Origin of the sequence: Paenibacillus sp. J45TS6, from assembly GCF_018403285.1 — a bacterium.
Taxonomy (GTDB): domain Bacteria; phylum Bacillota; class Bacilli; order Paenibacillales; family Paenibacillaceae; genus Paenibacillus.
Window position 1 is genome coordinate 361,579 of sequence record NZ_BOSJ01000002.1, and the last position, 13,359, is coordinate 374,937.

General features: G+C 42.4%; 12 protein-coding genes. 5 read left to right on the forward strand and 7 right to left on the reverse strand.

Annotated elements, in window-relative coordinates:
* Positions 1–3: 3 nt before the first annotated feature.
* A complete protein-coding gene (locus KJS58_RS04325) occupies positions 4–450 on the forward strand; it encodes a hypothetical protein (protein ID WP_213530767.1) in 447 nt (148 codons plus the stop codon).
* A gap of 15 nt (positions 451–465) precedes the next feature.
* On the opposite strand, the gene KJS58_RS04330 is transcribed toward KJS58_RS04325, so the two are convergent.
* The 4 genes from KJS58_RS04330 to KJS58_RS04345 all read right to left on the reverse strand — a co-directional run bounded on the left by KJS58_RS04330 (position 466) and on the right by KJS58_RS04345 (position 4,785).
* On the reverse strand, positions 466–1,482 hold the full coding sequence (locus tag KJS58_RS04330) for a Gfo/Idh/MocA family protein (RefSeq protein ID WP_213530769.1): 1,017 nt from the start codon (positions 1,480–1,482) through the stop codon (positions 466–468).
* A 148-nt stretch (positions 1,483–1,630) separates the two neighbouring features.
* Positions 1,631–2,539, reverse strand: a complete 909-nt coding sequence (locus tag KJS58_RS04335; RefSeq protein ID WP_213530771.1) for a carbohydrate ABC transporter permease — start codon at positions 2,537–2,539, stop codon at positions 1,631–1,633.
* Between the two features lie 56 nt (positions 2,540–2,595).
* Positions 2,596–3,474: a carbohydrate ABC transporter permease gene (locus KJS58_RS04340; protein WP_213530773.1), complete on the reverse strand. Its 879-nt coding sequence runs from the start codon at positions 3,472–3,474 to the stop codon at positions 2,596–2,598.
* Between the two features lie 81 nt (positions 3,475–3,555).
* Positions 3,556–4,785 carry an extracellular solute-binding protein gene (locus KJS58_RS04345; protein ID WP_213531065.1) on the reverse strand — a complete coding sequence of 410 codons (1,230 nt, stop codon included), beginning with the start codon at positions 4,783–4,785 and terminating at the stop codon, positions 3,556–3,558.
* A 253-nt stretch (positions 4,786–5,038) separates the two neighbouring features.
* Between KJS58_RS04345 and KJS58_RS04350 the strand changes: the two genes are divergently transcribed.
* The gene (locus KJS58_RS04350) at positions 5,039–5,941 is read left to right on the forward strand and encodes an ArsR/SmtB family transcription factor (RefSeq protein ID WP_213530775.1); all 903 of its coding nucleotides are present in this window, start codon (positions 5,039–5,041) and stop codon (positions 5,939–5,941) included.
* A 93-nt stretch (positions 5,942–6,034) separates the two neighbouring features.
* Here the strand turns inward: KJS58_RS04350 and KJS58_RS04355 are convergent, their stop codons facing one another.
* On the reverse strand, positions 6,035–6,835 hold the full coding sequence (locus tag KJS58_RS04355) for a hypothetical protein (RefSeq protein WP_213530777.1): 801 nt from the start codon (positions 6,833–6,835) through the stop codon (positions 6,035–6,037).
* Between the two features lie 195 nt (positions 6,836–7,030).
* Between KJS58_RS04355 and KJS58_RS04360 the strand changes: the two genes are divergently transcribed.
* From KJS58_RS04360 to KJS58_RS04370, 3 genes are all read left to right on the forward strand, one after another.
* The gene (locus KJS58_RS04360) at positions 7,031–8,077 is read left to right on the forward strand and encodes a FecCD family ABC transporter permease (RefSeq protein WP_249716886.1); all 1,047 of its coding nucleotides are present in this window, start codon (positions 7,031–7,033) and stop codon (positions 8,075–8,077) included.
* Positions 8,077–9,120, forward strand: coding sequence for a FecCD family ABC transporter permease (locus tag KJS58_RS04365; protein WP_249716888.1), 1,044 nt, complete (start codon positions 8,077–8,079; stop codon positions 9,118–9,120). The genes KJS58_RS04360 and KJS58_RS04365 overlap by 1 nt, the downstream gene beginning before the upstream one ends.
* 476 nt (positions 9,121–9,596) lie before the next feature.
* On the forward strand, positions 9,597–11,099 hold the full coding sequence (locus KJS58_RS04370; protein WP_213530781.1) for a peptide MFS transporter: 1,503 nt from the start codon (positions 9,597–9,599) through the stop codon (positions 11,097–11,099).
* A 118-nt stretch (positions 11,100–11,217) separates the two neighbouring features.
* On the opposite strand, the gene rlmN is transcribed toward KJS58_RS04370, so the two are convergent.
* Positions 11,218–12,306, reverse strand: coding sequence for a dual-specificity RNA methyltransferase RlmN (gene rlmN, locus KJS58_RS04375; RefSeq protein WP_213530783.1), 1,089 nt, complete (start codon positions 12,304–12,306; stop codon positions 11,218–11,220).
* Between the two features lie 199 nt (positions 12,307–12,505).
* Positions 12,506–13,354, reverse strand: a complete 849-nt coding sequence (locus KJS58_RS04380; RefSeq protein WP_213530785.1) for an aldo/keto reductase — start codon at positions 13,352–13,354, stop codon at positions 12,506–12,508.
* Positions 13,355–13,359 lie beyond the last annotated feature (5 nt).

Here is a 13,359-nt window from a genome sequence, read left to right on the forward strand (position 1 = left end):
ACGATGTTTTCCTTTTTGTTCACTTTGGTTGTTGCGGCCTTCTATACAGCGATCAGTCTAATAAAAGGGTACGAATACGATAGTAAACTGCTTACGATTTTCACATCTGCCATCGCAGTCGCCTTCACTGGGGCACAGTATTTTCTACTAGGAATTGATTCTATTCTCACAGCTATATTTATAGTTCTAGCATTAACGTTAGTATACGCATATACGAGTACAGTACATAGGAAACAGCAGGGCCAAGTCAGAAAGCCATTCACACCTTACCAGATCGTAATAGCCGGAGCAGGCTCTATTGCCTTCATTACCTTCTATGAACTGATTGTGAGAAGAACGCCTCCAGCAGATGTTCCGTGGCTTGAGATTGTGATTCGCATTACGCTTACTCTCGTTGTACCTTTGTTTATCTTCCGTTACCTGGACAAGCGAAAATCACATTCTGAATAAAACAAAGACAGCATGTTATAAAAAGACCTTCTTCCCTGTCCTTGCACTCTCTAGTGCGTGAAAAACCATTGCTGCGCTATGGATATGATCAAGGGCATCCGTTTCCGCTGGTCTATCTTCCGCAAGTGCGGCAAACATCTCGTCTAGGCATCCATTATGCCCTTCTCTTCCGCTCCACCTTGCTTCTGCTTCCGTTCGGACGGTCTCATGGAAGAATCCATTACCTGCTTGTTCCTTCTGCTGCTCACTATAGGGCATATGGATCCCGTCCCAACGGGCAGTGCCCTGACTCCCCAGCACACGCCAGTCTGCTTCCCACGAAGTAGGCTGGCCGATGGCTGACCAAGACCCCCGATAGCTAAATACAGAACCGTCACTCATTTCAAAAATACAGATCGCAGAAGCATTCCCCTGATACCAGGACCCTTCTGCGTTATATTCATGACAGTACACCGACACGGGATTCGCTCCCGTAATAAACCTTGCTTGATCGAATGTATGAATCGCCATATCAATAATAAGCGGGCTGTCCATAACATCCCGAAATCCACCAAAGCGAGGCCCGAGAAAAAAATCAGCGTGTACGGATCCTATTGTGCCAATAGCCCCTGATTGTATATGATCACGCAGCGCTCGAATTTGCTTAAGGTAACGACGATTTTGCATCACAGCATATCGCTTACCCGTACGCTTACTGACCTCCACAATGTCACGTGCATCATCTAGAGATTCTGCCATGGGTTTCTCACCAAATACATGGCATCCTGCCTCCAGCGCCGTTGTTACCACTGATTTATGACTTGAGGGTATGGTTACGTCAAATACTAGATTCGCATTTACAGACTGAAGAGCAGTGCTAAGATCGTTATAGATCGGCACCATAAGTCCTCTCTTCTCTGCCATCTTCACCGCATTCTCTTCATATATATCTACTAAAGCAGCGATGTGTGCATCGTCCCTCTCTGCCGCATAGTCTAACCATGCATTCGACATTCCGCCGCAGCCTGCTACAATCACTTGATGATGCTTCATGTTCTCCCTCCTAATTATCATAAATAAGTAATTATAGGGATTATATGTTTTAAACCTAAAAAAAACCAGCACTCGCTCCACATGGCGAGGGACTGGTTTTCTTTGTTATTTATACGGGAGGAATTGTCTTGTAATCTAACATGATAACCTAACCTTTAATACCGGAATTGAGGTTAATGGATTGAACAAAATACTTCTGTGCAAATAAGAACAGCAATAAAGTAGGGATAATAGCAAGAATGGCAGATCCCATCAATTGTCCGATCATACGGTAGTTACCATAAATATCTTGTAATAAGAGTAGTCCCGCTGTAACCGGCATTTTTTCAACATCGGTATACACGATTACCGGCCAGAGGAAGTCATTCCATGATCCGGTGAAAGAGAAGAGCGCGCATACGATTAAGATGGGTTTAACCAGTGGAACGATAATAGATAAATAGATTCTAAAATCAGATGCACCATCGACACGAGCCGATTCGTCTAAATCTTTGGGAAGTCCATTCATGAACTGTCTCACGAGGAATATATTCCCCATCCCTGCTAAACCAGGAATGATCATAGCCCAGGCTGTATTTACCCATCCGAATGCATCAATAATTTTGTAGGAAGGAATTAGATTAACGACACCTGGAAAGAAAGAAATCCCTAGTAATGTAAAAAACAAAGCGTCTCTTCCTTTAAATTTCATTCGGGAATACCCATAACCTGTTAATGAAATAACGACAACGACGAGAAGCGTATGTGTTGTTGCGATAAACAGGGAATTCCCCAACCAGCGTAAAATAGGGGCTGTAGAAGTATTCGTTAAAGTCGCAATATAATTGTCAATCGTCCAATCTTTAGGCAGCAATCTAAAACCGGAAGATACGACTTCAGTTTGAGATCTAAAAGATGTGGAAATCCCGAAGACGACAGGGATGACCCAAATAATACAAAGTAATATTAAGAAAATATAAGCTGCGTATTTAGATACGCTATTATCGGAAGGTTTCTTTTTCCCTCGAGTATTCCTGTTCAAGGGCTGATCAATCTCATTCACTAACGGATTTGACATAGCGGTCCATCTACCTTTCCATTTCCATTGTAAGCAAAATATTATTCTCTATGAGCTTAAGCAGCGTTTCTGTTCATCACATAATATTGCAGAGCAGAGATTACTAAGATAACGAGTCCGAGCAGTACTGCCATTGCAGATGCCATACCGGCAATGGATTCTCCGTTACCAAAGGCCAATTGACGGATATACATCATGAGCACATGCGTGCTTTGACGCGGTCCGCCATCTGTCATCATTAACGGCTGTCCAAATACGTTAAAGGCACCCCCGGTAGTCATAACAAAGGTATAGATTAACGGGAAACGGATGGAAGGCAAGGTAATGCTAGCAAATCTCCGGACAGGTCCTGCTCCATCTAGTTCTGCAGATTCATACAAATCTTGCGATACTCCACTGATGGAAGCTCGGTAGATAATCATATTACCGCCAACACCGCCCCAGACAGTAATTACGATGATAATAATCCAGGCATAAGGCTGAGTAGCGGGCCATGCAACATCGGAACCAAGCAAGTTCCCTGTAATACCTAACTGTTTATTAAAGATCAGTAGCCAGATCAGAGCTGCTGCTGATATAGAAATCAATCCTGGAATGTAAATAATGGACTGGATCAGGTTTTTCATTTTGACTTGTTTATGCTCTAAGGCAACGGCAATCATCAAAGGAATAATAATGAGAAGCGGGACACTGATCCCCACAAAGATAAAGGTGTTTTTCATCCCATTAAAAAACTGAGTATGAAACGTAGAATCTTGATTAAACAGAATCGTTTTATAGTTATCTAACCCTACCCAAACTGGTTCATTCATTAAGTTCCATTTTGTAAATGATGCATAAATACCATAGATCGTTGGAAGCAGTATAAAGATGGCGAATAATATAATATGAGGGCCTACAAAGAAAGCGGGAGCCCAGTTAATCTTCTTTTTCATAGGAAATCATTTCTCCTTCTGAATAAAGTAATGTGCCAATGGATGGCACATTACTCTATACAATCTATTCAGTTCTAGCCCTTACTGTCCGCTTGTACCTTCTGCAATTTTATCTTCTACAAATTTTTGCATTGTGTTTAGTGTTTCATCTATGTCCACATTACCGCGTGCCAGCTCGAGTGCATAAGTATCTACTGCTTCAGCAACGTATGCATAGTATTCATAAGTATAGATGTACAAAGATTCAATCTCTTTCTCATTAGAAGTAAAGAAGGACTGCATATATTCTTGGTACTCAGGGCTTTCGTTAACTTGTTTACTTGCTACGTTCTGTCCAGCTTTTGCCCATTCAAGAGAATTCTCACGGATAAACTCAAGGAATTTCGCAATTCCAGCTTCTTTCTCATCTGTTCTCTCTTCGTTAGTCAGCATAGCGAACAAGTGAGAAGACGATCTGTTTGTGAATTTATCTGCAGTTGGAGAGTACACATTCGTTACACCAAAGTTCAATCCCTCAACACCAGCGTGAGCAGTGGAACTCCAAGTTCCGTCTGTAGAGAATAGAACGTTACCGGATTGGAACATCAGGTAGCCATCTTCACCATATGGTGTCATCAAGCCAGCGTCCGCAATTTTTTTCACTTCTTCAAAAGCTTGTTTCATAACTGGTGTATTCACCGCAGGTTTGCCATCCTCTTGAATGTCCCCGCCCAAGTTCTGAACTTGAGATAGAATAACCCAGCCCAGCAAAGCATCATTTACTACGAAGTCGCCTTCATCCATTTTGCCTTGCAAGGAAAGCATCTCATCAATAGTTACTACGTTATCATCAAGGAAAGATTCTGCATTATATTTTTTGAGCAAATCTTTATTGTAATACATAACAACACTATGAATGTCCAAAGGAACCGTATACTGAGCTCCATCAATCGTTCCTGTTGACCAAGCTTGAGGAAGATAATTATCTTGTTTAAGTTCAGGCTCAGCAGCCATCACATTTGTCATCTCTTCTAAAGCACCTTGTTTAACATATCCTGGAACACGGTCAGCATGGATGATAGATAGATCTGGAACCCCTTTACCGGAGTTTAGTACGGTAGAGTTTTTCGTATACATATCTGACGTAATTACATGCTTAACCTTTATTTCAGGCTCAGTTGCATTGTAATCTTTAACGAGCTGATCCATGTAAGCACCATCGTCACCCGTTAGTGGTGTCCAGAATACAATTGTATTTTTATCATTCCCACCACAACCCGACAAAACTGTAATTAGCACAACAGCAAGAACCAAAGATGTAAGACCCCGCATTTTTTTCAAGACGTTTTCCTCCCGTTTTCTGTATATTGAAAAATATTACAATTCGCAATCATCATACATCTATACTGAAAGCGGTGTCAATAACTTTTATGTAAATTTAATTCTTTATTTCTAAGCAAAGTTAACTAAAAAGTTTATCAAAAGATTGCATACAGTATCATTATTTACTTTGGTTATCTTTCGTGTTACTTTGATACTGGCTAATAAATGTCAAGATTAATTATTTGGGAAAGAAGTGGATAACATGCAGCTGGAAATCGATAAGTCCTCGCTCGTTGTTTACGAAGCCTTGGCAAGTGAAGTGCGAATCAGAATTATTCAGTTACTTTCGAAGAATAAAATGAACATCAAAGATCTAGCAGAAGAGCTGCAAATTAGCAGTCCGATTGTTATTAAACATATCAAGAAGCTGGAAGATGCCGGAATTATCAAAACAGAAAAGGTCCCCGGAAAGTCCGGTCTTCAAAAAATTTCCACCCTCAGAGTCGATCACATTGAAATTAATTTTCCCAAGAAAATCTTTCATTCTTTTGCCTCTTATGAAACCTCTGTTCCGATCGGTCACTATAACGATTTCGATCTGAAACCTACCTGTGGTCTTGCTACGGATAAAGAGTTTATAGGAAGAGTGGATGAACCAAAGTATTTTATGGATTCAAAGCGGGTAGATGCGGAAATATTATGGTTTACTCAGGGGTTTGTTCAATACAATATCGCTAATTTCCTAAAAAAAGAAGAAGAACTTCAACAGTTCGAAATCAGCTTAGAGATTGCCTCCGAATTTCCTTTCTCCAACGATGTATGGCCTTCTGACATCACTTTTTCTCTCAATGGATTAGAGCTCGGAACATGGACAAGTCCGGGGGATTTTGGAGATGCAAGAGGGAAATTCACACCGAAGTGGTGGCCGCATAATATTAACCAGTATGGATTGTTAAAAACCATTCGTATTACAAGCCATGGCACCTATATTGACGGGGACCCGATCTCAACGGTTTCCGTGAAAGATTTAGATACCACCTGCAGTCGATGGACCTTCCGGATCGAAGTAAAAGAAGATGCCGAACATATTGGCGGTGCAACTCTATTTGGCAAAAAATTTGGGAATCATGATCAAGATATCGTATTTAAATTATATTATCTATAATTGACCTTATCCTCAGAAGAAAGTCATCCAAGACAAAGAACATCCATTCCTCGGATGTCCGTAATATGAGCGATATTCTCTTCCCTTTTTCTGTCACCATTGCTCTATCATTCGAAGTGTAACGACTACATCGATATCTTCCATAAGTGAATCTATAACGAGGGTGAGATTAGCTCCATCTTCAAGACACAACATCACACCCTCTTCCATTAGATTAACAGAGGTTTTGGTAAAGGCTCCGGCTATACCCGTCAGGGTCCCTTGGGTAACAACTCGTCCATTCGTAACGACCGTACACGTTGTATTTACTTCTAACGCTGTTTCTTCCGCAGGAATCTGCGTTGTCGGCGTGGGATACCGATTAAAATTTCCGTCAATGGTTCCTCCTTGGATCAAAGTATATCTAGCAGGGTTCCTTGTCAGAATATCCAATCCTTCAGCATAGACGGAAGCGGCTACTCCATTTGGATTCGTAAAAGAAAGGTTTTTTCTGAAACTCATGACAGCATAATTATCAACTTGTGTAATAGAATTGACAGATCTAATCTCAGAAGTGACTCTGCTGATATTTACCTCCTCCATTTCGATTGGAATATACAGCCCCTCTGCGTCAACTCCGTATAAGGCAATTTCCAACCCTATTGTCGAGTAAACTGCATTAATCTGAAAATGATCATATCCCACCTCGTATGTGCGGGTGATTACTTCCTCTGTATCCAAAAAAAAGAGAGCTTCTGCAAAAGCAGCTTGCTGACTCCCATTATTCACGAGACCCTTCAAGTAACACAGCCCTGAAGAGGTATTATTATTAATGACTTTGACAATCACTTGAACGTATGGCCTATCACCTTGAATCGGTATGTTTATCAGATTTCCTGTCGTAATAGATGGCATACGGATCCCCCTTTCCCTTCCTTGATACACCTGATATTATATGCTCCGATGATTATAAAAAGTTCGGGTGTTATGATATAGTAGACTAGGCTTTGGTCTCCTTTTGGCCAACTAAAACACATTGTAACTGCCTGTCATTCTACTCTGGAGTGATAATAGTTATCACCATCACCGCTGAAAATAGGAGTCATGAAATTGAATAATTCATTCTCAAAAGATCATAATTCTTCAAAATTAAAATTACGTGCCAGACCTGTCAGAGCTTTTTTGACCCTCGCTATAGGTCTGATTGCTGTCATTCTATTCATGGGTGTATCTATTGCTGTAGGTGCAGCTGATATTTCGCTTTCTACTGTCTATGAGGCTCTTGTTAGCTTTAATCCAGACGTAACCCAGCACACCATTATTCATGAGCTTAGAATTCCGCGTTCGATTGCCGATGTATTGATTGGCGCAGCCTTTGCCGTAGCCGGGGCAGTCATGCAAGGAATGACGAGAAATCCTCTTGCTGATTCGGGTCTTCTTGGTATTAATTCAGGTGCAATCTTCATGATTGCTGTAGCGCTGGCGTTCTTTCCAGAAATGTCCTATAACGGTACAATGATCTTCGCCTTTATTGGTGCCTTTATCGCAACCGCGCTTGTATATGGTACAAGTTCTCTAGGCAAAGCGAGAGTCACTCCGATTCGGCTAGTACTTGCAGGTGCAGCTGTATCCGCACTGCTAACTGCACTGAGCCAAGGAATTGCTATTCATTTCAGGCTGAGCCAAGATCTTGCTTATTGGGTCGCAGGTGGTGTAGCAGGTATTAAAATGCCTCAGGTGTTATCTATTCTTCCATGGATCTCCTTAGCACTGATTGCCGCCATGCTGGTTTCAAGGTCGATTACGCTGATTAGTCTGGGTGATGAAGTGGCATCGGGTCTTGGACAAAAAACAGGACTAATCAAAATCATTGGCGGTATGATTGTGCTCATACTGGCTGGTGCAGCTGTGTCGGTTGCCGGACCGATTGGTTTTGTAGGACTTGTTGTTCCTCACCTTGTCCGTTACATCGTTGGTGTGGATTACCGCTATATTATTCCCTGCTCTGCCGTTGTCGGAAGCCTCTTGATGCTTCTTGCTGATATTGGTGCGAGGATGATTAATCCGCCTTACGAAACACCCATCAGTGCACTTTTCGCGCTTGTCGGTGTTCCCTTTTTCCTGTATATCTCACGTAAATCAGGGAGGGGTCTCTAATGAAAAAATCACTTGCTGAACAAATGCAGGAAAGTACCCAAAAACGTCGTAAACGCCAGTGGGCAGTCATGATCACTTTTGCTGTCTTCATGGTTGCTTTCATCTTCCTTAGTATGAACACAGGTTTTTCGAAGCTGGCACCTGCGGAAGTACTAAACACACTCTTTGGCAACGGTAGCTCTCGGCAAAACCTTATTTTGTTCGAATTTCGAATGCCTCGCATTGTTATATCGATGCTCGTAGGTGCTGGACTGGCTGTATCAGGCTGCATTCTGCAAGGGGTATCTAGAAATGCGCTTGCGGACCCGGGTATCCTAGGAATCACTTCAGGTTCCGGGCTCATCGTTGTGCTCTACCTGTCTTTCTACAGCAGTACGGCTGAAGCCCCTACGCTGCTATTGCCTTTTCTGGCCCTTGCTGGGGGTCTAGTGATCGCAGCTATTATTTATGTACTCTCTTATAGCAAGAAGGATGGGCTGAGTCCCAATCGGATGGTGCTGACGGGAATTGCAGTTACTGCAGCTGTGAATGGTCTAATGATTGTACTTATGCTCAGGCTTAACCCGAATAAGTACGATATGGTAGCCAGCTGGCTAGCCGGAAGCATTTGGGGATCAACATGGAAACAGGTACTTACTCTCCTGCCTTGGGTATCGCTGCTTATCGTCTTTGCCTTTTTGAGGTCGCGGAAGCTCGATGCTTTATCACTAAATGAGAATGTCGCCTCCTCGCTTGGAGTGAATCTCAATCGTGAACGGCTATACTTGCTGTTAATTGCCGTAGGATTAGCTGCTGCATGCGTTGCCTTTACGGGCGGAATTGGATTCGTTGGTCTGATTGCTCCCCATCTCGCACGCCGTCTTGTTGGTCCAGGGCACCAAATGTTGCTGCCTGCATCCGCACTCGGCGGTGCACTGCTGTTGCTCATGGCAGATACACTTGGCCGATTAGTATTTCCTGCTACGCAAATCCATGCCGGAATTATGGTGGCCATTATCGGGGCTCCATACTTCCTTTATTTGTTATCCAAATCAAAAATGTAAGCAGGTCAGATCCAATGAAAAAAAGCTGTCAAGCCTATGCTTGGCAGCTTTCTTTTCGTCCTCTATTAGATTCCATATCTTGTCTGTTCAGCTTGCGCAAGAGATGATACAATTCCATTTCAATAACCTTTATATCTGTCACAGATCTATCATGATTAAGTGTGACATTTTTCACTGAGTCGGAAATCAGGCCTATGATATTTTATGCCGTATCTAACCTTTTTATTTTCTACCCATCACCTATTAACGTGTGTCTAAACACTTTATCAGATTAGCGTGTCAGTGTGGTGTCCTCTTTTCTTTATCATTTTTTGTTAAAAGAGACGGATAGTGGGTATAAATAAACGGAGTGAATTTGTGAATTATATATAGGTTGTTAAAAGAAATATGGAGTTCCTGAATTTACATGTCCCATATCTTTTGACAGTCCAAAACATATAAGGTTATTATATCTATCAAATCAGGGAGGTTATGTAATGGCAGACATCACGAAAAAAGAAATTGTAGACAGTGTCCCCCAGAAAGGATTTTTTGGACACCCTAAAGGATTGTTCACCCTCTTCTTTACTGAGTTCTGGGAACGTTTCTCGTACTACGGAATGCGAGCAATCCTCGTTTACTATATGTATTACGAAGTTTCACAAGGCGGTCTAGGTCTTGATCAGTCGCTCGCTCTATCGATCATGTCAATCTACGGTTCCCTTGTCTACATGTCAGGGATCATCGGCGGTTGGTTAGCAGACCGTGTCTTCGGAACATCAAAAGCCGTATTCTACGGCGGTGTTCTCATCATGCTCGGACACATAGCACTTGCTATTCCCGGCAGTGTTTCTTTATTCTTTGCTTCCATGGTTCTCATTGTCCTTGGGACAGGCTTACTCAAACCGAACGTATCCAGCGTAGTCGGGGATATTTACAGCCCTGAAGATAACCGCCGTGATGCTGGTTTCAGTATTTTCTACATGGGAATTAACCTTGGCGGATTCTTGGCACCGCTTGTAGTAGGATCGGTTGCAATGGATAACGGATCAAACAACTTCCATCTTGGCTTTAGCTTAGCAGCTATTGGTATGTTGATCGGTTTGATTGTTTTCGTTGTTACGAAGAAGAAAAATCTTGGACTTGCTGGTACGGTTGTAAATAACCCGCTTGCTCCACATGAGAAGAAAAAGATCTTTACTACAGTAGCAGTAGGTTTTGTAGTCATTGCTATTCTTGTTCTTATTGGTATTCAAACTGGAACCCTTACATTCCCGTTATTTGTAAATATTATCGCATTCCTCGGAATACTGATTCCGGTTAGTTACTTTATTGTTATGTTCCGCAGTCCAAAAACAACTGCTGTGGAGCGCTCCAATCTAGTTGCTTACATTCCATTGTTCATTGCAGCTGTTATGTTCTGGGCAATTCAAGAGCAAGGTTCCACGATTCTTGCCAGCTATGCAGATACGAGAACACAACTGGAAATCTTCGGGTTTAGTATTAAGCCGGCTTTCTTCCAGTCTCTAAATCCACTATTCGTTATCTTGCTTGCACCTGTTTTTGCTGGACTCTGGGTGAAACTTGGCGGTCGTCAGCCGTCTGTTCCTAGAAAGTTTGCCTTTGGTCTGCTGTTTGCAGGTCTATCTTTCTTGGTTATTCTTCTACCTTCTTACTTCGGAGGAGAAAACAGCCTGGTAAGCCCGCTGTGGCTGGTACTGAGTTACTTCATTGTCGTGCTTGGTGAGCTTTGCTTGTCGCCGGTTGGTCTTTCTGCAACTACAAAACTTGCACCTGCAGCGTTCTCTGCACAAACAATGAGTCTCTGGTTCCTGACGAATGCAGCAGCACAAGCGATTAACGCGCTTATCGCACCTCTGTATTCAGAAGAAACAGAAATGGTTTACTTCGGAGTGATCGGCGGAGCGTCCATCGTCCTCGGTATTATCCTGTTTATCATTGCACCTAAAATTCAATCCTACATGAAGGGGATTAAATAAAATAGAACGTAAAAAACCTCTGTTCCTTGATGAATCTTTCGTTCATCTTGGATACAGAGGTTTTTTATTGTACCTACTATCTGGTATTGAATTCACTGCTATAGCAGCTTGATCTCAATTAAGATGATACTTTCTCTAAACTGCCGCCCTGATCTTTACGAATTTGCTTACTCCGAAGCTGGCCGCAAGCTGCATCGATATCTGCACCATGTTCAAGTCTCACACTAACGCTAATGTTCTGCTTCTTCAGCACATCATAGAACGCAGTTATCGAGTCTTTCTCGCTCCGCTGATACTGACTATGCTCATCTACCGGATTATATGGAATCAAGTTGACGATAGCTAGATTCCGGCGATCCTTCAGCAGTTCTGCAAGTTCTAGCGCATGTTCAGGCTGATCATTTACTCCTTGGAGAAGAATATATTCAATCGTAATCCGCCGATTGGTAGTATCCCAATAATATTCAATGGCTTCCATGAGCTTCTCAATCGGAATCGCTTTATTGATCTTCATAATCCGTGTACGAAGCTCATTATTCGGTGCATGCAGTGATACAGCAAGATTCACGTTCAGGTCCGAATCGGCAAATTCTTTAATTTTATCCGCTAGTCCACTAGTCGATACCGTAATATGTCTTGCCCCAATAGCCAGTCCCTTATGATCCTTCACGACACGAATAAAGTCAGATATATTGTCATAGTTATCAAATGGTTCACCGATACCCATCACCACGATATGACTCACCCGCTCACCCTTACCCGCCTGGTCGAGGTGGAACTGAACTTTCATAATCTGCTCTACAATCTCCCCGGCAGAAAGATCACGGCTCTTCTTAAGCAGACCGCTCGCGCAGAAGCTGCAGCCGATATTACAGCCTACCTGCGTTGTTACACAGACAGAAAGTCCAAATTTATGGCGCATCAGCACCGTCTCAATGAGATTACCGTCTTCCAGACGAAATAGGAATTTGATCGTTCCGTCTGCCGATTCCTGCCTTGTATGCTCCGTTAATGTCTCTATTACAAAATGCTCAGATAACAGCTGAACACAGTTCTTGTTCACTTCGGTCATCTCCGCAAAATCCTTCACACGTCTCCGGTACAGCCACTCCCATACGTGGGATGCCCGAGATTTCTTATGGCCGTGCTCTTCCAGCCAAGCTCCCATATGTTCCTGAGTTAATCCATAAATGGATGGTTTATTCATGACAAAACGGCCCTCTTTTCAAAACTTTAAAATAGAATCTATCCAAAACTTCGTGTCTCATTTCCAAAATACGTTTTCTTTCCGAGTCCGTTTATTATTGTCCCAAACTTTTCAGGTTTAAACAAGGTCTAATCGCGAATAACACGGACGAAATAGCAAAAGAAGACCCCTGCCTAAGCAAAAGTCTCCTTGTCTTCAATTAAAAATCAATATGATCTGGATCAGGTCCTACCCTGTGATTCTGATTGAGATCATCAATTTGTTTCATCTCTTGATTTGTTAGCTCAAAATCGAATACATTTGCATTCTCGGCAATTCGATGGGTTTTGATTGATTTAGGAATCGTAATAATGCCATTTTGTAAGTCCCAACGTAAAATAATTTGTGCTACCGATTTATGATGCTTGTTCGCGATGTCACTTAAGATTGGATGATCTAGCAGTCCTCCCTGCATAAGCGGTGACCAAGCTTCCATTTGAATTTGATGCTCCTTGCTATATGCAAGTAGTTCCTTCTGAGTCAGATAGGGATGAAGCTCCACTTGATTGATCATCGGTTTGATCTCAGTTTTTTGCATCAAATCTTCTAGGTGGTGAATCTGAAAATTACTTACACCGATCGCTTTCACGCGATTATTCTTATACAAAGTCTCAAGGGCACGCCATGCATCTGTATATTTACCCGGAACAGGCCAGTGGATAAGGTAGAGATCTAGATATTCAAGCCCAAGCTTTTCAAGACTCGCATCATAGGCAGCGAGAGTTTCTTCATAACCTAGATCCGCATTCCACACTTTAGAGGTAACGAATAAATCCTGACGGCTCAGTCCGTTCTCAGCGAGCGCTTCCTTAATCGCCTCACCGACGCCTGTCTCATTTTGGTAAATAGCTGCCGTATCAATACTACGATACCCTGCTGCGATCGAGGCCTTTACCGCTTGTTTAAGGTCTTCACCCTCTTCTACTTTAAAAACACCAAGGCCAAGCCAAGGCATTTCTACTCCATTGTTTAGAACAACACGATCTTGTACATGTTTTGCTACTGTCATATTAT